The organism is uncultured Rothia sp., from assembly GCF_916049665.1.
In the GTDB taxonomy this organism is placed as follows: Bacteria; Actinomycetota; Actinomycetes; order Actinomycetales; family Micrococcaceae; genus Rothia.
Map to the genome: position 1 here is coordinate 43,164 of NZ_CAJZIE010000001.1, position 20,528 is coordinate 63,691.

At 61.4% G+C, this 20,528-nt stretch carries 16 protein-coding genes, 1 tRNA gene and 1 other RNA gene; 10 read left to right on the top strand and 8 right to left on the bottom strand.

The genetic code is table 11. The annotated features are described in order from the left end of the window. Window positions 1-132: 132 nt before the first annotated feature. Complete coding sequence (locus QZ540_RS00145; RefSeq protein WP_294626819.1) at window positions 133-3,021, bottom strand: DNA polymerase III subunit gamma and tau; 2,889 nt, start codon at window positions 3,019-3,021, stop codon at window positions 133-135. Between the two features lie 215 nt (window positions 3,022-3,236). Between QZ540_RS00145 and ffs the strand changes: the two genes are divergently transcribed. From ffs to QZ540_RS00160, 3 genes are all read left to right on the top strand, one after another. Further along, window positions 3,237-3,333: signal recognition particle sRNA small type (gene ffs, locus QZ540_RS00150), an RNA gene on the top strand. 341 nt (window positions 3,334-3,674) lie between these two features. Further along, window positions 3,675-3,763 (top strand) — tRNA-Ser (locus QZ540_RS00155). Between the two features lie 120 nt (window positions 3,764-3,883). Beyond that, window positions 3,884-4,207 carry a type II toxin-antitoxin system VapB family antitoxin gene (locus tag QZ540_RS00160; protein WP_005507186.1) on the top strand — a complete coding sequence of 108 codons (324 nt, stop codon included), beginning with the start codon at window positions 3,884-3,886 and terminating at the stop codon, window positions 4,205-4,207. Window positions 4,208-4,315: 108 nt separating this feature from the next. On the opposite strand, the gene QZ540_RS00165 is transcribed toward QZ540_RS00160, so the two are convergent. Together QZ540_RS00165 and QZ540_RS00170 are read right to left on the bottom strand one after the other, a co-directional pair. Beyond that, window positions 4,316-5,011, bottom strand: coding sequence for a TetR/AcrR family transcriptional regulator (locus tag QZ540_RS00165; protein ID WP_005509262.1), 696 nt, complete (start codon window positions 5,009-5,011; stop codon window positions 4,316-4,318). 109 nt (window positions 5,012-5,120) lie between these two features. Then, on the bottom strand, window positions 5,121-6,209 hold the full coding sequence (locus tag QZ540_RS00170; RefSeq protein WP_294626820.1) for a hypothetical protein: 1,089 nt from the start codon (window positions 6,207-6,209) through the stop codon (window positions 5,121-5,123). A 272-nt stretch (window positions 6,210-6,481) separates the two neighbouring features. Here QZ540_RS00170 and QZ540_RS00175 point away from each other — a divergent pair, with 272 nt between their 5' ends. The 6 genes from QZ540_RS00175 to QZ540_RS00200 all read left to right on the top strand — a co-directional run bounded on the left by QZ540_RS00175 (window position 6,482) and on the right by QZ540_RS00200 (window position 13,489). Next, the gene (locus QZ540_RS00175; protein ID WP_294626821.1) at window positions 6,482-7,210 is read left to right on the top strand and encodes a queuosine precursor transporter; all 729 of its coding nucleotides are present in this window, start codon (window positions 6,482-6,484) and stop codon (window positions 7,208-7,210) included. Between the two features lie 107 nt (window positions 7,211-7,317). After that, entirely contained in the window at window positions 7,318-8,772 is a 1,455-nt protein-coding gene (locus QZ540_RS00180; RefSeq protein ID WP_294626822.1) for an amino acid permease, read from the top strand. Between the two features lie 234 nt (window positions 8,773-9,006). Beyond that, window positions 9,007-10,512, top strand: a complete 1,506-nt coding sequence (locus tag QZ540_RS00185) for an amino acid permease (RefSeq protein WP_294626823.1) — start codon at window positions 9,007-9,009, stop codon at window positions 10,510-10,512. 344 nt (window positions 10,513-10,856) lie between these two features. After that, on the top strand, window positions 10,857-11,369 hold the full coding sequence (locus tag QZ540_RS00190; protein ID WP_012904184.1) for a thioesterase family protein: 513 nt from the start codon (window positions 10,857-10,859) through the stop codon (window positions 11,367-11,369). A gap of 105 nt (window positions 11,370-11,474) precedes the next feature. Continuing rightward, window positions 11,475-12,596, top strand: coding sequence for a phosphoglycerol transferase (locus tag QZ540_RS00195; protein WP_294626824.1), 1,122 nt, complete (start codon window positions 11,475-11,477; stop codon window positions 12,594-12,596). Between the two features lie 191 nt (window positions 12,597-12,787). Then, complete coding sequence (locus QZ540_RS00200; RefSeq protein WP_294626825.1) at window positions 12,788-13,489, top strand: hypothetical protein; 702 nt, start codon at window positions 12,788-12,790, stop codon at window positions 13,487-13,489. Between the two features lie 118 nt (window positions 13,490-13,607). On the opposite strand, the gene QZ540_RS00205 is transcribed toward QZ540_RS00200, so the two are convergent. The 5 genes from QZ540_RS00205 to QZ540_RS00225 form a co-directional block, all read right to left on the bottom strand. Further along, window positions 13,608-14,117 (bottom strand): SRPBCC domain-containing protein, encoded by a 510-nt coding sequence (locus tag QZ540_RS00205; RefSeq protein WP_294626826.1) that lies wholly within the window; start codon window positions 14,115-14,117, stop codon window positions 13,608-13,610. Between the two features lie 32 nt (window positions 14,118-14,149). Next, window positions 14,150-15,460, bottom strand: a complete 1,311-nt coding sequence (tgt, locus tag QZ540_RS00210) for a tRNA guanosine(34) transglycosylase Tgt (protein WP_294626827.1) — start codon at window positions 15,458-15,460, stop codon at window positions 14,150-14,152. 124 nt (window positions 15,461-15,584) lie between these two features. Next, on the bottom strand, window positions 15,585-16,523 hold the full coding sequence (locus tag QZ540_RS00215) for a Dyp-type peroxidase (protein WP_294626828.1): 939 nt from the start codon (window positions 16,521-16,523) through the stop codon (window positions 15,585-15,587). Between the two features lie 115 nt (window positions 16,524-16,638). Next, window positions 16,639-17,901 carry a glycoside hydrolase family 76 protein gene (locus tag QZ540_RS00220; RefSeq protein WP_044150801.1) on the bottom strand — a complete coding sequence of 421 codons (1,263 nt, stop codon included), beginning with the start codon at window positions 17,899-17,901 and terminating at the stop codon, window positions 16,639-16,641. Window positions 17,902-18,064: 163 nt separating this feature from the next. Then, entirely contained in the window at window positions 18,065-19,198 is a 1,134-nt protein-coding gene (locus QZ540_RS00225) for a pseudouridine synthase (RefSeq protein WP_012904179.1), read from the bottom strand. A 593-nt stretch (window positions 19,199-19,791) separates the two neighbouring features. On the opposite strand from QZ540_RS00225, the gene QZ540_RS00230 reads away from it, so the two are divergent. Then, window positions 19,792-20,376, top strand: a complete 585-nt coding sequence (locus tag QZ540_RS00230; protein WP_294626829.1) for a TetR/AcrR family transcriptional regulator — start codon at window positions 19,792-19,794, stop codon at window positions 20,374-20,376. Window positions 20,377-20,528 lie beyond the last annotated feature (152 nt).

Here is a 20,528-nt window from a genome sequence, read left to right on the forward strand (position 1 = left end):
TGACGGTAAGAGTATGCCCCAAACCCCTGACAGTTTAGGGCTGTTTCGCGCAGCGGGTATGAGGCGGGAATGAGTGCGCCCGCCATCGGCGCGATGGCGGGCGCGGCACCTGCCGGGTGTTAGAACCCCGGATTAGGGCTGGTGCAGGGGGCGTTCGTCAATGACGGTGCCACCAATAACTTTTTCAATAGCGCGCAGGCCGATGAAGGTGCTGTTTTCGACCTTCTCGTCATCCTCAGAGACATAGTCCTCATCGGATGCGGCGCGTGCCGGGCGAGCAGCCTGTGCCGGTGCTACAGGTTCCGGTACAGCGGGCTGGGCGAGCTTCTCCTCGCGTGCCGGTGCGTTATCGACCGGGGCATTATCAACCGGAGCCGCCTGCGGGGGAGTAGCCAACGGGCCAGCCGGAGCAATTGGTGCTACGGGTGCAAGCGGACCTGCAGGCTCAACCGGAGCAGCAAGCGGGCCTGCCGGCTCAATCGGGGCTACCGAATCCTGCGGAGGCGCTCCCAGCGGACCCGCCGGGGCAACCGGAGGCGCGAGCGGACCAGCCGGCGCTACAGGCTCGACGGGCATTGCAGGTGCAGGAGGCGTTGCGGGTGCAGGGGGCGCCTCAACCGGCTCGGCGTAGGGAGGCTCATCCTCAAAAGGGGGCTCCTCCTCGTAGGGCGGTTCCTCTACATGAAGGGGTTCCTGCTGCGGAACTCCGCTACCGGATGCGGCGAAGGAATCACGCTCACCAAAACCACCCGCCGGGCCCGCCTGTGCCGCCGGAGCCTCCTGAATCGGTGACTGCGGGGCAACCTGGGGTTCGGGCGCGAGAGGACCAGTCGGAGCAGCCTGCTGGGGCGCCTCCTCGGGGGCGCTCTGCGGAATCGGGGTAACCTCCCACGCACCCAGGGGCGCATCCACGCTGGTGGACTCGGGGCTGTTTGCGCCGGTCAGCGGCTGACCGTGGCGACGCCACGCATCCTCACCGCCGCGCGGACCATCAGCCAGAGGCGCCGGCTGAGAGGGCTGCGGGGGAGTCTGCTGAACGGGCTGCTGAGGTGCCTGCGGTGCAGGAACCGCCGTAGCAGGGGGCTGTACGGGGGTAGGCTGCGCTACGGGCGCCGCCGCCGGGACGGGCTTAGCCTGCTCGCCGGGCTTCGCCACCTGTGCGTGAATGGTCACCTGACGGCGCAGGAACTCGCTCACGCGGGCGGTCAGCTCGGGTACGAAGCCCTTGACCGCGCGCAGGGTCGCAATGTCGGCGCTCACGTACAGGGTTGCGCCGTCCATGCGGGCGGGGCGAACCTTCATCAGCTGCTCAGCCGCACCGGGAACGCTCATTCGGTTTAGGATGGCGCGCCAATTACCCTGAACCGCCGACAGCGGATCATTCGGGTCAAGTTTCAAGGGTGCGGAGGGGGTGGCCGCCGGAGCGGCATCAGCTACGTGAGAAGCCGGGGCATTGGATGCCGTCGGGGCGTTACCCGTCGGGGGAGTGCCAGCCGGAGCTACAGGTGCCTGAGTTGCAGGGGCCTGTGCTGCGGGTGTCTGTGCTACGGGTGCAAGAGGCGCGGCGCTAAGCGGGGCGCCAGAAGACTGCGGGGTAGCCGCAGCAAGAGGCGCACCAGCCAGCGGGGGAGCACCCGCGCTGGCATGCTGAGAACCGCCCAGCTGAGAACTAGCCTGCTGGGCGGGCTGAGTCGCCTCCTGAACAGGCGCGCTAGAAGCATTAGGGGCCTGGGCATTAGCCGCCGGAGTCTTAGGGGTCAGACCAGCCGCAGCCATACCCGCCGCACGAGCCGCAGACATGCCGCCCTGCGCCGGAACAGAACCGGCAGAACCAGCAGCACCAGAAGCCACGCGGCGCTCCAAAACCTGCAGGCGAGAAGCCAAGGCCGCAACCTCCGCACCACCGGCAGAACCCTCCGCAGCAGGCAGAAGCAGACGAGCACACAGCAACTCCAGCTGAAGCTGCGGATTCGCCGCACCCGTCATACCATTCAGAGTCTCATTGACCGTACCCGCGGCAACCATCAGCTCACGCTCACCCAAAGCCTGAGCCTGCTGACCCAGGCGCTCCAACTGGTCCTGCGGAACACCCTGCAAAATCTGGCCGGCAGCCTGCGGAACAGCCTTCACCACAATCAAATCACGCAGACGCTCCAGCAGATCCTCCACAAAACGGCGAGGATCCTGACCGGTCGCCACCACACGCGACACCGCGCCAAAGAGAGTCGGGGCATCCTTCGCGCCCAACGCATCAATGACCTCATCCAGAAGCTGCGCGTGGGTATAACCCAGCAGCGCCACCGCACGGTCATACTCAATACCGTTCTGCGACGACGCGCCAGCCATCAACTGGTCAAGAATCGACAGCGAGTCACGCACCGAGCCGCCGCCGGCACGAATCACCAGCTGCAGCACGCCCGGCTCCACCGCCACCTGCTCCTGATCGCACAGACCCTGCAGATACGGCAGAAGAACCTCCGGCGGCACCAGGCGGAACGGGTAATGGTGAGTACGCGAACGAATCGTACCCAGCACCTTATTCGGCTCGGTCGTCGCGAAGATAAACTTCACGTGCTCCGGCGGCTCCTCCACAATCTTCAGCAACGCATTGAAACCCTCACGGGTCACCATATGTGCCTCATCAATAATGAAGATCTTGTAACGGTCACGCACCGGCGCCAAAGTAGCGCGCTCACGCAGGTCACGGGCATGATCCACACCGCCGTGGCTCGCCGCATCCATCTCAATCACGTCAAGGGAACCGCCACCATCACGCGAGAGCTCACGGCACGAATCGCACACACCACACGGAGTAGGAGTCGGACCCTGCGCACAGTTCAGGCAGCGCGCCAAAATACGCGCCGACGTGGTCTTACCGCAACCACGCGGACCCGAAAACAGGTACGCGTGATTCACACGGTTCTTCTCCAGAGCGACCATAAGAGGTTCGGTCACGTGCTCCTGCCCGATAACCTCAGCGAAGGTCTCGGGGCGATAACGACGATAAAGGGCAGTGCTCACAGCAACCTCTTCAACTCGGGGTGCGGATAGGACAATCCCTACCATTTTAGACGCTCCACCCCCGGCACGAGTGGTCACCAGTCACCGGCGAACACACCACCACAACACCGCCACCGTGACACCTACCGTGGATGCTCACCCGGGTGGCATGTACGCCCACAGAAATACCGCGGATGCACCGAATTCCCAAGAACCCAAAAATCCGGTACACTGGTTCTTGCCTCTTACGTGGCGTTATCTTGGAAAACTCCCCCAGGACCGGAAGGTAGCAAGGGTATTCGAGCTATGGCGGGTGCGTAGGAGGTTTTTTCATGCCCAAAAACGGGTACCTGGATAGTTCACACCCGTCATATGCACTGCGTGCCCGCTCCGCTGGCGCTCCGCGGCTTCGGATCCGGATTTCCGCCTCTCTAGAGCTCGGTGGCTTCGACGCAGGATTTATTGCCTCGCGCGCTCGGAATCCTGCGTCTCAGTTCGCGAGCTCAGAATCCGGATCCTCAGCGGTTGCGTAAGGGGTTTTTCTATGCCTAAAAGTAAGACACAAGCCCCCACAAATGTGCTTTCTATTACTTTTGCCGCCTAGGGCTTGCGTGCCCGGCAAAAGCGTAGTAAAGTTTTATTCGTTGCCTACGCAATGCGTAGAAAACATAGCTGGAGGATTCGCCTAGCGGCCTATGGCGCACGCCTGGAACGCGTGTTGGGTTAACAGCCCTCGGGGGTTCAAATCCCCCATCCTCCGCCACCGATCCCCGGTCTTAGCTTCTAAGACCGGGGATTTTTTATACCCCTTGGTACTATTTCTTCAGAACCCCCACGGTTCCACGCGCCGCCGAGGCGCCTCGCACCTGCAGAAAGCACCACCATGATCTTCAAAAAAGTAGGCGACAGTCGCCCCTACCCCCAGCACGGCATGACCCACGCCGACTGGGGAGGAATCCCGCCGCAGCAGGTACGCCTCGACACCCTCATCACCACCCAAAAAACCCTCAACCTCGAGACCCTACTCGCCGAAGACTCCACCTTCTACGGCGACCTCTTCCCGCACGTCGTCAAATGGGGTGGCGAACTCTACCTCGAAGACGGCGTGCACCGCGCGCTCCGAAACGCCCTGCACCGCCGCGCCGTCATGTACGCGCGCGTACTCGACCTGGACTCCATCTCACCGGCACTGCTGCCCGGTGCGTAACCCCCCCCGAATACAGAAAAAGCCGCGGACCGATGCAAAGAAGCATCAGGTCCGCGGCATTTTTAGTGACGTATAACTGCTACGTATTTGTTGCTTAGGGCGCCACGCTTAGGATGCGACCTTCAGGCCCGCCTCCTGCACCGGGGACTGCTCCGGCAGAGACTCCTCGGAGTCCAGGCGAACAGGGTTGCCCTCGGCGTCAAAACGCGCTCCGAGGCCCATCTGAATAAAACGGATGGTATTCAGAATCTGGCGCTCGCGGGTCTCCTCGTCCGGCGCGTCCTCGGCGCGACCGGCGCTTGAGGAGAGGGAGCCGTGCACGAGCATCGCCAGTTCGCGAATGTCGTTCTTCGGAATGTAGTTCTCGGCAATGGCGGCAGAAAGAATATGCGCGAGCACCATCTGCAGCTCGTGAACGTGCTTGCCGAGCTTCGCGTAGGACTCGGGGGAGAGCATGGAGCGCATCGCAGGGCCCGGAGGCAGGTGGCGGCGCGCCAGGTCGTTGATTTGCAAGCGAATGTAGACCGCGAGCTGGTCAATCGGGTTTTCGATGCCCTCCAGGCCGACGCGCAGCTCGTTGAGGAAGCGTTCGGTCTCGTCCAGGGCGTAGGCGACCAGCAGTTCGCCCATGTCGGCGAAGTAGTTGTAGACCGCGGTGCGGCCGATTCCGGCGTTCTTGGCGACGTCGGTCATGGTCAGGCCGGAGAGGCCGCGGTTGTAGAGGATCTCGCCGAAGGAGTTGAGGATGGCGCGCTTGGTGTTTTCGCGCTGGGCGGCGTTGGTTGCTGCAGAAATACGAGGCATAGTGACACTCTACCCCAAATCGTCAGCAAATGACGAATTTATCGAATGTGTCACCAAGAAATTTGCCCAATCCATGCGAATTTTCATGTTTATGACAGAACAACCGCCCCTAGAGGAACCCCAAACGCGTAGCCACCGCCAAATCAGCACCCACCAACGACGCAATCGGATACCCCGTATGGCCACGCCCCGGAGTCACCTGCAGAAGAGTCCGCGCCCCCAAACTCTCGTAGAACGCGCTACCCTCCTGCACCGCAATCCGCGCCGACCAACTCCCCTCAGAACTCGTCGCCATACGCCGACGACCCGACGGCGAGCGCCCATCCAGCACACCCACATGCCAGCTCATCAGCAGACGCTTATGCGAAGAAGGGTTCAGCGCAGCCTGCTCACGCACCCGCGCGGGCACGCCGTCAGCGCCGCCGCCACCGATGAAGGCCGCGCCACCTCCGCGAATCCACTCAATATCGTGCGACAGTAGCTCGTAGCTGAGGAACTCCGCGCCGCCCGAATAGCCCGCAAGCCACACGCGGCTCATATCCACCCCGTACGCCAGGGCAATCTCCTCAATGAGAGCGCGGACCATCCTGCCGTTCGAACGGGCGCGAACCCACCAGTTATAGGTCAGCGGAGGCGCATAGGCACCAACATCCCTCAGTCGAGGCTCCCGCAGGCTACCCGGCGACAGCACCGGCACGGACAGCATATTGAACTCAGCCGCCACCTTCGCCAACTCTGTACGCAACGGGGAGGTGCGGCGTAGCAGACGACTACCGGCACGCGAGAGATGATCACCATCAAAATAGAACAGCACACCGGGCGCGGAATCAGACTCGGTCAGAAGGTGCAGGTTATCGACCCGGTAGTAGATATTGCGGCCGCGATGCGTAAACGACCGGTAGCCGAGAAGCTCAGAGGACGCCAGCAGCATCGGCTCAAGAAGGGAAATGCCGGTACGAACCGCATGTGCCGCATAGGTCAGCAGCGGATGCAACCGTGGAATATGTGCGCTGAGCCTACGCTGATTGCGGTGCCGCCTCTTCTGCGCTCGACGTGCAGAACGCCGTAGCGAACGTCGTATCGAGGCGCGTAGAGCACGACCCGTACCCGCTTCCAGCAGGGATGCCACCTGCTCAGTACGGTGAGCGCCGCTGCGGTAAACTCCGCTACGGTGAACTCTGCGGCTCAGTCTCTTCATATCTCCATTGTAAATGTGCGGGTTCTGCCGCTACCGGGATGAGATGGTGCCGCAGGCATTCCATGCCGGGTAACCGGGTGCATAGAGCGTCCACACTCTTGAAAGAGGCGCAGAAACCTGCCGCCGTCACGGCATATAGGTACTATTAGATAGGCTCGGGTGGCAGGCGAGCCGGTGAGTAGCGCCCTGCATAGCGCGCTCACCCACCACGCGTGAGGGCGGTGTCCTCGCGTCAAGAAACACATCGCATGAAGAAAGACTTGGGGAAAGTAATGGCTAAACCCGTTAGCGAATCTAAGGCTCAGACGAGCACCGTCAAGGTGCCCTGGGCTGGTCGCCGCGGCTACTTTGATCTGCTGCTGGGCGCGTCCTGCGTCATCCTGATCATTTCGAATATTGGTGCAACCAAGGGTGTGGAATTCGGTCCGCTGCCCTTCGAACTGCCCCTCATCGGTAACACCATCGTCACCGATGGTGGTTTCTTCCTTTTCCCTCTCGCCTACGTTATTGGCGACCTTCTCTCTGAGGTGTACGGCTTTAAGCGTGCCCGCCGCGCCATTGTGGCGTCCTTCGCCTCGGCTGCTTTTGCCGCCCTGTGCTTCCTGCTGATTGTGCACCTGCCGCCGGCAAGCTTCTACACCGGCCAGGATTCGTTCGCACAGGTTCTCGGCCCGGTCTGGCAGATTTTTGCGGGCTCCCTGCTCGGCTACCTGTTCGGTCAGACCCTGAACGCCTGGGTCATGGTAGCGATGAAGAAGGCAAGCAAGGGTCGTTTCCTCTGGCTGCGCATGATTGTCTCCACCCTGGTTGGCGAGTTGCTCGACACCCTCATCTTCTGCTCGATCGCCGCACCGGTACTCGGCATCGAGACCATCGAAGCGTTCATCAACTACGTGCTGATTGGCTATATCTATAAGTGCCTGGTCGAGGTGCTCCTCATGCCGATCAGCTACCCGATTATTGGTTGGTTCAAGCGTCACGAACTCGAGTACGTGGCATAAGCTAACCTCCTTACAGCTGATGTGCAGAGCCGCCCGGCCTAACGACTGGGCGGCATTGCCATTTCAGCTTTATTCAATACACAGCATGTCTAAGAAAGAGATACGTTATGTCTAAACTGCAGGGGAACACCCCCGAGCAGTCGGAGAAGAACGACTCGCTGAATCGTTCCCTCTCCCACGGCCAGTTGACCATGATTGCGATGGGCTTGGCGCTGGGTACGGGCCTGTTCCTGGGCTCCTCCTCCGCCATTAAAATTGCAGGCCCCGGCGCAATCCTCTCTTACGCTATTGGTGCGATGATTGCGGCAACCATTGCCGCGTGCGCGGGCGAAATGTCCGTGCGTCACCCCGTCCAGGGCGGTTTTGGCACCATTGCGAGCCGATACCTGAACCCCTTTAGCGGCTACCTGACTCGCTGGGCGTATTGGGCATGCACCGTGCCGCTGGCGGGTGCTGAGCTGGTGGCGGTTGGCCACTACATGGCGTACTGGTTCCCGGACGTTCCCCTGGCTGTGTTCGTTGCCCTCTTCGGCGCGATTATTCTGGTGCTGAACCTGGTGAGCGTGAAGTCCTTCGGCGCCCTGGAGTTCATGCTCTCTTCGATTAAGGTTTCTGCCGTCATCGTGTTCATGGTGATTGGTGTGCTGCTGGTGTTCGTGGGTCTGCCCGGTCATGCCGCGGCGGGTACCGCAAACCTCGTGAACGACGGCGGCTTCCTGCCCAACGGCCCGGCATCCATCTGGATTTCGATGGCTGTTGTCATGTTCTCCTTCGGCGGTGTGGAAATGATTTCTCTCTCCGCAGCGGAGGCGAAAGACCCGGCACGCTCGGTGGCAACCAGCGTGAAGGCAATGATTTGGCGCCTGTCCACCTTCTACGTGGTGTCCATGGCGATTATTCTGTGCCTGGTGCCCTGGCAGACCGCCGCACAGAACTCGGAGCTGACCGAGTCGCCGTTCGTGCTCGTCTTCTCTGAACTGGGTATCCCCTTCGCGGCGGACATCATGAACTTCGTGGTGCTCGTTGCTGCGCTCTCTGGCGCTAACGCCTCCCTGTACGCGGCAACTCGCCTGCTGCACGCCCTGGGCTCTGACCGTATGGCTCCCGCAGTGGCTGCCCGCACCTCCTCGCGCGGTGTGCCGGTCGTAGCTCTGCTGATTTCCTTCACCGGCGTTGTTGTGGCGACCGTGATGGCTGTTGCCAAGATTGGCGACATCTTTGCCCTGCTCATGGCGCTGGTGACCCTGTGCATCCTGATTGTGTGGATCATGATTCTGCTGACCTACCAGGCGTACAAGAAGGACCAGAAGGATGCCTCCTCCTTCACCGTGCTGGGTGGCCGCATCACCGCTGGCCTGGCTCTGGCGGGTGTTCTGGCGACCCTGGCGGCAATGTTCATGCTGCCCGGCTCGGGTGTTCAGGAATCCATCATGGTCGGCATCGTCTTCTTCGTGCTGATTTCTATTGGCTACGCCATCTCCTCGAAGGTTAAGGGCGGTTATGAGCGCCCCGACCTGGACGCTATGCACGCCGACGAGGATACCAGCGCGGCACAGCACTAAATAGCGTGAAAGCCTCGCGAGGCTGAACCATGAAAGGCACCGGATGGGGGAGCAACCCCGTTCGGTGCCTTTTGCTTTCTGCGGGTTCTGGCGGCGCCGTTCTGAACGGCTCGGGCGTGCCCGTAGAATAGTTAACTATTCGCACCTGTCACCGAGGACATGAGGCCGCGGGAGCCGGGTGCGAGCACACATTGCACATCACGCCCCTAAGGCGTACTGACGGAAGGCACCTTCGTGTCCCACAACGACGATACCCGCAGCCACGCTGCAGCGGGGACCGCCGGATCGCGCACCCTGAAGCGTTCGCTGTCCCACGGACAGATGACCATGATTGTGATGGGTTCTGCGCTCGGTACGGGCCTCTTCTTGGGTTCGGGCACCGCCATTGCGATGGCTGGTCCTGCGGTCATTCTCACCTACGCTATTGGTTCTGCGCTCGCTTCGGTGATTGGCGCGGCAACCGGTGAAATGGCGGTTCGCTACCCTGTCCGTGGCGGTTTCGGTACTATTGCTACCCGCTACTTGGGCCCCTTCGCGGGCTTTTTGACTCGCATTGCCTACTGGACTGCGACTGTTCTGATTGCCGGTGTTGAGCTGGTATCGGTGGCAACCTACCTGAATTATTGGTGGCCGCAGTTGCCTCTGTGGGTTGGTATTGCTGTGTTTGGTGTGGCGCTGATTGTGCTGAATCTGACCAGCGTGAAGTCTTTTGGCATGCTGGAGTTCTTCCTGTCTTCGATTAAGGTCATTTCGATTGTTGCCTTCCTGCTGGTGGGCCTGTGCCTGGTTTTCTTCGGCCTGCCCGGTCACGCCGCGGTGGGTACCGCAAACCTCTTCAACGACGGCGGTTTCATGCCTAACGGCCCTCAGTCGGTGTGGCTGTCGCTGGCTGTTGTGATGTTCTCCTTCGGCGGTATTGAGATGATTTCGATCTCTGCTGCGGAGGCGAAGGACCCCTCCCGTTCGGTGCGTTCCTCGGCGAAGGCGATGATGATTCGCCTGGCGACCTTCTACGTGCTGGCAGTTCTGATTGTTGTGGCTATTATTCCGTGGCGTTCGGCGTCGGGCCTGGGCGATGCGGTGGAAGCTTCCCCGTTCGTTCTGGTCTTTGAGCAGCTGGGTGTGCACGGTGTGGCGCACTTCGTGAACTTTGTGGTGCTGATTGCGGCGCTGTCGAGCGCGAACGCGAACCTGTACGCGGGTGCGCGTCTGATGCACTCGCTGGCGGTTGACGGTATGGCGCCTATCCAGCTGGCTCAGGTGAACCGTGCCGGCGTTCCGGCGCGTGCGGTATGGCTATCAACCAGCGGTATGGTGATTGCTATTCTGCTGGCTCTGTACAGCCCGAAGGAAGCGTTCCTCTCCATGATTTTTGTGATTATGGTGTGCGCGCTGACCGTGTGGGTTCTGATTCTTTTCGCGTACATCGTGTACAAGCGTGTTGAACCGGCAACGGGCGGTTTCCGCCTGTGGGGTGGCCAGTTCACCGCAGCGGTGGGCGTTCTGCTGCTCTTCGCGGTGTGGGTTGCGCTCTTCATGGTGCGCGGTTCCATGGTTCCGGCAATTGTGGGCGTGGGCTACTTTGTGGTGCTGAGCCTGCTGTACTTCGCCCGTATTCGCCACACTCACATGATTGATGAGCAGACCTTCGTGGAGGCTCAGCAGGCAACTGCCGAGTATGACGCCATGAAGTACGACGCTGATCATGCCCTGGAGACTGCGGCAAAGCTGGGCCGTTAGGTTCTGCAGCTGCCGGGAGGGCCTGTGTTGGGGTCTGTAGAGACTCCAAGAAGGTAATAAACGAAAAATACGGAAAATTTCTGGAATTCCTCGTAATAAACCCGTAAAAATACCGTGGGCTCTCAGAGCGGGTCTATGATAGACAGTGAACCGTATGATCTTGTATGCGTTCAAATGTCTGTGTGTTGGATGAGGCTCGAAAGCATCGTAGCTTTCGAGCCTCATCATTTTAATTTCTGAACATATTTTTAGAGCATTAAACCTAGATAATGTGTTCATTTGCTTTATAGTGCGAACCTGTGTGAACAGCCCCCTCAAAGCGGCGGGGGAGTAGAGTTAAAACCATGCAAAGCCACGAAAACACCCCCGAAAAGAACGCCGCCTCTGAGGCTGGTACCACCGACGAACTGCTGGTGCACGTTCCCGCCCGCTGGGGCGACATGGACGCTTACGGCCACGTCAACAACGTTGCAATCCTCTCGGTCATGGAAGAAGCCCGCGTGGCGCTCTTCGGCCCGCCTCCGTCGTCCGGTGAGAAGCCAAGCGTGGCACCGCAGCCTCCGATTCCGCTGTTCGAGCTGGTCGCCGAGGGCGTGCAGGCACTCATCGCCGAGCACGGCATCCGCTACCTGGCTCAGCTGCCCTACACCGGCGAGCCCGTACCCGTGCGTGCGCGCGTGGAGAAGGTCAGCGCGGCATCCGTGCGGATTGGCTACTCGATTCTCTCCCCGGTGGACGGCCGCGAATGCGTGCGTGCCTTCACCGTGCTGGCGTTCTGGGATTCCGTGGCGGGGCGGCTGACCCGACTCAGCCCCGAGCAGCGTGACCTGCTGAGCTCCTACCTGCCGCAGAAGTAGGGGCTGGTGCTCCGCTGTAATAAAACGGTCTTGAACGGGGTGAAGCGTATGCTTTAAATACCTTCTGCAAAGGGTGCAAAAGGTTCATTCCCGGGAGAGATAACGATGTCGTTTCACCACACTCAGGCAGGCCCCGCCGGTTGGGGTCGCCGCACGATGCGCGCCACCGGATGCGCCGCCGCCCTGCTTCTTGCCCTGACCGGCTGTTTTGGCGGTTCTCAGAGCGAAAACTCCTCGTCGACCCCCAACCCCTCCGGCACGGCTAACCACTCGCAGTACCCGCTCCCTTCCTCCACCGCGTCCCCGTCACCGACGAAGAAGACCGAGCCGACCGTCACCGAGACTCAGGCGCCGGCTCCCGCAGAGAGCGCCGAGGCGAAGGCGTCCGAGTCCTCCGCACCGGCTGAGGCGAAGGAAACCCCCGCCGCGGCAGCAAGCTCCACCGGTGACACTCCTCGCGCGCCCGAAAAGGTGGAGGCTGAACGCGCCTCCGCCGGCGAGCGCTGCGGGCATATTGGTCGTAAGGGCTACTTGAAGACCGGTGCGGAGATCATGGTGCTGCGCGGTACCGTGGACTGCGCTCACGCGCTGGATGTGCTGACCGAGTACGTCACCACCCCGCGTGCCGACGACAACATGACCCAGCATCAGGTTGCGAAGGTTCAGGACGCCACCTGCTACTGGAACCCGCAGTACGAGATGGCGGAGAACCGTCGTGAGGACCGCGGCGCCCCCGAATGCACTATTGGCGAGGATGTCGCCTTCGTGGCTCGCCTGCAGAACCCGGACGCTCCTGACATTCCGTTCCTCATGGATCCTGCCCGGTACGATTCTGGTGCCGGCTACTACCGTTTCAAGAGCTACGATGAGCGCACCGTCTGCGAGTTGAATGCCGCTGAGTCGACTCTGACCTGTGAGCGTCGTCTGGGCGGTCAGCTCACCGATGGTAACGGCGCGGTGGGTCGTACCTTCTCAGCGCCGGTGCGCATCACCCGCATGAATTTTGCTACGGGTGCCTACGATGAGCGCGTGGAGGATGTCGCCCCCGCGACCCTGCATGCCGAGAGCACGACTGCGAACACGCTCATGTTGCGTCCGAATAATGTGACGACATTCCCTGCGGCTTCCGGCAAGCAGATTACCTGCTACGGCGAACCGGAGGATGGCATGATGACCTGCCACGATGGCGGAACCTACTCGGTTCCGATTGGTGGCGGTCAGCTCTAAAACGGAGCACGCGGGCATAATGTTTGTCGATAGCTCAGGAGGGGCTCCCCGCAATGCTGGGGAGCCCTTCCTTTCGTGCTCTTGGGGCTATTTCGCGAGTCCTTGAGATGTCATATCCACATAGCTAGCTCACAGGTAGCGTCTTTAGAATACTGGTTAGGAACCCGAACCGATGACGCAGAAAGGTCACCATGCATCCGGCACAGAAGCACTCTACCCAGACTTCTTCTACTACTCTCCGCACCGCTAAGCGTTACAGCCCCGTGGCGCTCGGTGCCACGCTCCTGCTTGCCCTGTCGGCATGCTCCGGAGGTGCCACTACCGCCTCCCCGAGCGCTACCGCAACCCCCAGCCCCAGCGCTACGAGCGCGAAGGCGACCCCTTCGCCCACCCGCACCGCAACGGTTACTGAAAGCACCCCGACCGCCGGTACTGTGCACACCCCCACCGCGGCGGCTACCGTTACCCCGGGCACCATCACCACCGCAAGCCCCTCGGCGACCGTGCAGGCGAGCGCGGCGGCGAGCTCCTCCGCATCGGCGAAGGCCGGTTCGAACGCTTCGGCGAGCGCATCGAGCACTGCGAGCCTGTCCAGCTCGGATGTTCAGTCTGCTGGCGGTAGCTGTGGCAGCATGGACGCTACCGGCTACCTGAAGCACAACGGAGTTGTTCAGGTGACCTCAGGTGCGGTGGATTGCCTGTTTGCGCGTGAGCTGGTCCGCCAGTTTGTGATGCAGAATCCCGCGGAGGTGACCGGTAAGGCGAATGGTGAGCGTACCGTCATGTCGGCGCGCTGCTACTGGAAGCCGGGTGACGGCGCGGATCGTGCGACCCCCGAGTGCGTGTCCCTGGATGGTGGTAGCACCGTCATTACCGTGAAGCTGACTAACTAGCCTGCGGCTCACCCCCGCAAGGTTTAGGCGTTAAACGCAAGCGCCGCGTTGACGAGTGATTCGTCAACGCGGCGCTTTGCTGTCTCGAGGCTATCTCGAGGAGTCGGCACGGCGAGGTTTAGAGCTCCCCGCGGGCACGGGCGGCGAGCACATCGTCCAGGCGGGCGAAGGTCGAACGCCAGGTGGTGCGCACCTCCTCATGGACCGAGGCGGGCATGGGGCCAATCTCGATAACGATGCGGGTACCGGAGCCCACGCCGTCAGAGGTGATCACGGTTTCGGGGAAGAAACGGTGACGCTGGTACACCAGCACGCTACCGGGGTTGCCCAGGTGGTCGGGCAGCTGCTCGGCGTACTCGATCTCCTTGAACGGCTCAATGCTCAAAAAGCGGCTCTGCAGGATGCAGGATACCGAGGGGTCGACCTCGTTAATCATGGAGAGGCGCTGCAGACCGCCGACGACGGGCTCCACGACAACGTCGGTGGGGCGCACGTGCCAGCCGGCGGGGCCGTACCAGCGGACCAGCAGTTTGGGGTCCAGGTAGGCGCCGAAGACGTCCTCGACCGGTGCGGCGATCTCGTGGTCGAAGACGAGAAGCTCCTCATCGGGAACATGAGTGATGCTCATAGGGTTCTCCTTACGCGGGTTGAAGAGCGGGTTTAGGGCTTCTTGCCGGAGTAGTAGTTGCCGAGGAACTCGTCACGGTACTCGAAGTAGGTGCCATCCTTGATTGCCTCGCGGGCGTCGTCCACCATGCGCACGATGAAACGTTCATTGTGGATGGAGGCGAGGGTCGCCGCCAGACGCTCGTCCGCCTTGAAGAGGTGACGCAGGTAGGCGCGGGTGTAGTGGGTGCAGGTGTAGCAGTCGCAGCCCTCGTAGATGGGCGAGAAGTCTGCCTTGAAGCGTGCGTTGGTGATGTTGTAGCGGCCGGTGGGGGAGTAGACGGCTGCGTTGCGTGCCACGCGGGTGGGGGAGACGCAGTCGAAGGTGTCCACGCCGTTTTCGATGCCGACGAAGATGTCGTCGGGTTCGGAAATGCCGAGCAGGTGGCGGGGCTTGGATTCGGGCAGCTCTTCGGCGCACCAGCGCACGATGGTGCCGAGGTTTTCCTTCTCGAGCGCACCACCGATGCCGAAGCCGTCGAAGGGCATGGAGCCCAGATCCTGGCATGCCTTGCGACGCAAATCCTCGTACTGGGCGCCCTGAATCACGCCGAACAGCGCCTGGTAGGGCTTGCCCACACGCTCTGCGGTCAGGCGCTGGTGCTCAGCGATGCAGCGCAGCGCCCACAGGCGGGTGCGTTCGAGTGCCTCCTCCTGGTAGCCGCGGGAGTTGTACAGGGTGGTCAGCTCGTCGAAGGCGAACATGACGTCGGCACCAATCTGGTGCTGAACCTGCATGGACACCTCGGGGGTGAAGCGGTGAATCGAGCCGTCAATGTGCGACTTGAAGTTCACGCCGTCGTCGTCAATGTGGGCGAGGCGCTCCTTGCCCTTCGCCACATCGTCGTCGCCGAGGGGGCGGCCGTCGGCGCCCTTAGCATCCGCGACGGTACCCATGTCAATAACCTTCTTGAAGCCGGAGCCCAGGCTCATGACCTGGAATCCGCCGGAGTCGGTGAAGGTGGGGCCGTCCCAGTTCATGAAGGCACCTAGGCCGCCCGCCGCATCCAGGATCTCGGGGCCGGGCTGCAGGTACAGGTGGTAGGCGTTGGAGAGCAGAGCCTGAGCGCCGAGCTCCTTCATGGATTCGGGCAGGACCGCCTTGACGGTTGCCTTGGTGCCCACAGGGGTGAAGGCGGGGGTATGAATCTGTCCGTGCGGGGTGGTGATGACACCGGTGCGTCCGCGGAACTGTCCGCCGTTGGCTTCTACACGTTCAGCGCTGGGGGAGGCGGTGTCCGCCAGGCGGCTGGTGATGGTGAAGCCAAAGTCCTCGGTGGGGAAAGAATTATCTAGAACGCTCATTCTTCTCTCGATTGTTTGCTTTCCGTCTGAATGTCTACACCCTAGCCTACCGGAAAACCCCGCCTCCTTTGCCGGAGGCGGGGTTCGCAAGAAGCTAGCCGGGCGCAGCTGGGTTCAGCCAAGCTTAGCCGGCAAAGTCGCCGAGCATATCCACGGTCGGCACGAAGAAGAGGGTGCCGGTCACCGCGGTGCTGAAGTCCAGCAGGCGGTCGTAATTAGCGCCGTCCACTCCCATGAACATGTTCATGAGCATCTTCTGAACGGTCGAGAAGGTGCTGGCGTAGCAGATGAAGTAGGTGCCCAGCTCGTTGTTACCCACGGTGCCGAAGGGCATGTTGTCGCGAATAACCTTGAAGTCGTCACCGATATTGGCGATGGCGGAGTGCGAGTTGGCGGGCTTTTCGTCCTCGCTCATCTCGATGTCGTCGTGCTTGGATCGGCCGATGACCTTCTCCTGCTCGGACACGGGCAGACTATTCCACGCGGTCATGTCGTGAATGTACTTCTGCACGAACTGGTAGCTGCCGCCCTTGTACATGGGGTCATTGTCACCGATGAGACCGAAGTATTCGCGTGCCGCGGGGGTCTGCGGGTTCTCGGTGCCGTCCACAAAGCCGATGATGGAGCGGCCGTCCCAGTAGCGGAAGCCGTGCACCTCATCGAGCACCTCGGCAATATCGCGCAGAGCCGCGGTAATAGCGGACGCCATATCGTAGGCGACCGACGGCTGGGTCGCGCGGATGTGGAAGTGCAGATCGCCGGGAGTGGATACCGCGGTGTGCTTGGGGCCCCTAATCTCCTCGAACTCCACGAGCTCCTGCGGCAGCGGCTTGGGCAAATCCAGGGTCAGCCACGCGCTGTGGCTGATGCCCAGCACAATGCTGGCGTTCTCGGGTGAGTAGCGGTTCGCGGCGGTGTGGTTGAGGTTAATGACGAGCCCGCAGAGGTTCTGGAACCCCTCAAGGAGCGCATCCTGCGAGATGCCCTCCTTGAACTTCCAGACCATGAAGATGGTGTTGGAGTTCGGGCTGGCGGTGACCTGTTGTGATTCTGGTGCAAACATAAAACTCACCGTACGCCCGTGTACACGCCCCCGCAATGAACCCAGCCCTAACCTTCTGCGCCAGCGTGAGAATACATTGGCGGGAGAAGATTAGGGCTGTATCAACGATAAGAATTTAGAAGCCGTGGGAGGCGAGGTCGCGGGCATGCGCCAGACGCGCCGCCGTCTCAAAAATAGTCCACGCCTGCACCTGAGTGGACAGCTCCACCGGCGCACCGGGCTTCACGACCTTACTCATCGGCTCGGTGAACCGCGGGGAGAACTGTACGAGCGCCTTACCGCGAATCTCGTTCGGGTCAATGCCGTACTCGTTCATCGGCAGGTCGGGGTCGAATTCGCGGCGGCCCTCCCACAGGGCGCGGGCGGTCGAGTACACCAGGGTCGAGGCGAGCGCTCGCGCCTCGTCACTGAGCAGCGGCGAGGATGCCGCCATGCCCAGGTAGCGCACGAGAATGCCGGTGAACAGGCCGCCGTCGCCGTCGCCGTGCGAGATGAGGATGCGGCGGCGCGCACCGGAGAGGAACTCCACCTCTTCGGTCATATGCTTGACGATGCCGACGATGAGGCGTTCGGCGCGTTCTGCGGGGTCCACCTCGCAGGGCACGCCGGAGGCGGCGAGGCTCAGCAGGGCACCCAGGGCGGTTCCCTGGTTGTAGGTGTATTCGCCGCGTTCGTAGTCGTACTCGTCGCCGCGCACGTTCACACCGTCAATATAGAGCGAACGTTCTGCATCCCAGAGGGTTTCATTCATCCAGTCCATGAGCGCGGCGGCAGTCTTTGGGTCACCCGCACGCACATACGCCAGGGCGGTCGGCGCGGTCGCCGCAGCATTCACGAAATCACGCTTGGACTTGCGCCAACTCATGCCGCCCACCGGGGAGAAACCCTTCGCCAGCTGCTCAAAGAGAGCCGCACCAGCATCCTGAGCGGCAACATCGTTCGCACCGGTCAGCTCAATGCAGAAGGAATTCATGCGGCCCACAGCGAGGGTCAGCCACGCCATATCGTCAAAGTAGTCGTTCGCGAAGCGGCCGTAGTTACGAACATTAATGCCGCGCAACAGCGCGCGGGCACGGTGCAACTCCTCCTGGGCGGCGGTGATATCGCCCTCGCGTAGGTGACGCTGGCCGGCATCAATCACACAGTCCAGCAGGTGCGCCTGCCACCAGTAATGCCAAATGTTCAGGCGCTGGCTCAGCGGGCGCGGGTCCGGCACCTGCACCGAACCGATGAGGGCGCCGGGCACGCCGAGGATGCGGTGCACGAAGGTGTCGGTGACGCTGGCGGCTGCGGCAGCGGCATGCGAGGAGGTGCGCTCGGCGTACTCGCTAATCGACTCCAGAGACTGCGCGTTGTGGGAAGACGGCTGGGAATTCATGGACCCTCTGTAGTTGCGGTGAAGTATTACGTCTGAAATTATCCCACTTTTTGCCCTCTGAACGCCCGGACGCTGTGGGCGGGCTCTCGGGTGTGACCCCTTTTCGAGAGCCCGCCGAGAAGATGCACCGCAGGGAACGGGATGAACGCCACTCAAAAACGGGTTAGGCGGCGGCAACCAGCGAGCGGCCGCTGTACAGGTCCACCCGCTCACCGGTGATGGGGTGTTCAAAGTGCAGGCTGTACGCCAGTAGCTGCAGCGGGTACTCGGGGCGGTCGGGTGCGTCGGGGAGTACCTGCGGATAGAGTACATCGCCCAAAATGGGGGAACCGAGCATATTCAGGTGCGCCCGCAGCTGGTGCGTCTTGCCGGTGTGAGGCGCCAAATCATAGAGCGCCCATTCTCTATTCGGTTCCGCGCGCCAGCCCTCAACCGCCTGCGCGCTCGGGGTGAAAGTCTGCAGAATCTTCGCGGTCGTGAGCGTATTCGGCTCCACGCCCTGCGCCGCGCACTGCTCCTCAGAAAGCTGCTGAACCTGCAGCTGGTCGCGAATCTTCTGAATATGTGAACGCACCTGTAGCCCCTCCGCACTCAGCGCCCGCTCGGCGGCGGCGGGGTCAGCGGGAACCGGCGCCACGGCGCGGTAGGTCTTCGACACCCGACGGTGCTGAAACATCATCTGGAAGGGGCGGCGCGCCTCCACGGTCTTAGCAAAAAGTAGCACGCCCGCGGTCGGGCGGTCCAGGCGGTGAATCGGAATCAGCAGCGGGTTCTGCTCACGCACCCGCAGCTTGGTCAGCGCGGTCTGCGCAATATAAGCACCGCGCGGGGTGGTCGGCAGAAAATGCGGCTTATCAATCGCCAGCACGTGCTCGTCCTCGTAGAGCACCGGCATATCGGAGGGTAGCTCCGGCTCATCGGCAAGCTCGCGGAAGTACCAGATGCGCTCGCCCGGCATGTAGGGGCTATCGCTGGTCAGCACCGTGCCGTCATCCAGGCGCACCTCGCCGGTATTAAAGCGGGCGTGAATAATCTGCGGGTCGTTCGGGTAGAAACGCGCAATCAGATAATCCGCGACGGTCGTCGGGGTGGTGCTGGTCGCGGAGCTACCGTTTGGGGCAAGCTCGGCGGGGAGCTCCTCTAGGTGCGGCAGAATCAGCTGAATCGGGTCAATGCCGTTCTTCTGTGCCAGCGGAGGGGTCAGGAGGCGGCGGTGTGTGCGGCGTGCAGGCTTCGCCTGGTAGTTTGCGCCGGGCTGCGTACTGGGCTGCGTGCGGGTGGTGTTCTGTGCGGGCATGGCTCTACTCTACCGCCTGCGCGGGGCTGGTTGGTGGCGGCCCAGATGAGCCAGGCTGAACCGGGCTGAACCGGGCTGAACCGGGCTGTCTACCGGATGAAGCGGGTGGAAATATTGCCGTGGGTCTGGCTGTGGGGTTGCGAAAATCAGATTTGTCTGACACTCATGAATGTTTGTGCGAATGCTTGGAGCAAAAAACGAAAACTTCACAAATTTTTGAAATTATTGGACATTTAATTTAAAAAAACTGCATTAATTTTACAAAAAACAGTGTTTAAGTGCGGTATTTTCGAAAATGCTGTCAAATCAGAAACTAATAACCCTCAATTTAGACCCTGTGGTTTTTCTAAGTATATAAGATGTAAAGCAATTAAAGACCTGCTAACCTGGGCATCCTACGTCATAAACGCCTTAATAAAGGCTGGAAACCGCCTTAAAGCGGTACGATTAAGACACAGAAGTTCGATATTTCGAACGAAGGGGTCGAAATGTGACAGAAACAGCGCAAGGGCGCAGAGATTAAAGGAACACCCCCGATTAAGGCGGTGCAATCGGACAATTCCAAAGCACCGGAAAATGCGATAGGAGAGGTTATGGAACATTCACAAAAGAATGCGGAGCCTCGCACCGGTGCCCTGCGCATGGAACCGCACGAACGCGAAGAGCAAATTCTGAAAATTGCTGCAGAACATTTCGCTCAACGTGGCGTGCTCGGTGCCTCCATGAGCGCTATTGCCCGCGACGCCGGCATCACGCGAGCCCTGCTCTACCACTACTTCCCCGGCAAGGACTCCCTGGCGGCAGCCGTCACCCGACGCGAAGCCAACGCAGTCCTTGAGGCTCTTGGCGAGCACCACGAAAACCCCGAGGAAGCACTCCGCAGGGCACTGCGCACCTACTTCCTCGTGGTGGCGGGCGTCCCCACCCCCGGCGGGGAGGACTTCCCGAACAACCCCACCGACTACCTCGAGTGGATGCTCGAGCGCACCGGCATGCCGATTAATGACCGCACCCGCGTCATTCTCGGAGGCTGGTTGCAGCTCGTCGACTACTTCGCCCTGCACGTCGTGCAGCTCAACCCCCGCGATCAGCGCACCGTTCGTTCCCGCGGGCTCGGGCTCGAAGAAGCCATCGACCTGTGCCTGGGTGCCGTTGACACCCTCACCGGCGGCTACTAGCCGACAATTCTGAAGGTACTAGGCGAGCACCCTAGACTTCCCGCTCCGATGTTTGGTTATGTGCTCCACGGCAAAGATGACGTGGATATCCGGGCGGTTATTCCTCCGCTACGCCGCCTGCGACGTGGTGGACTCCGGGAACACCACCCGGT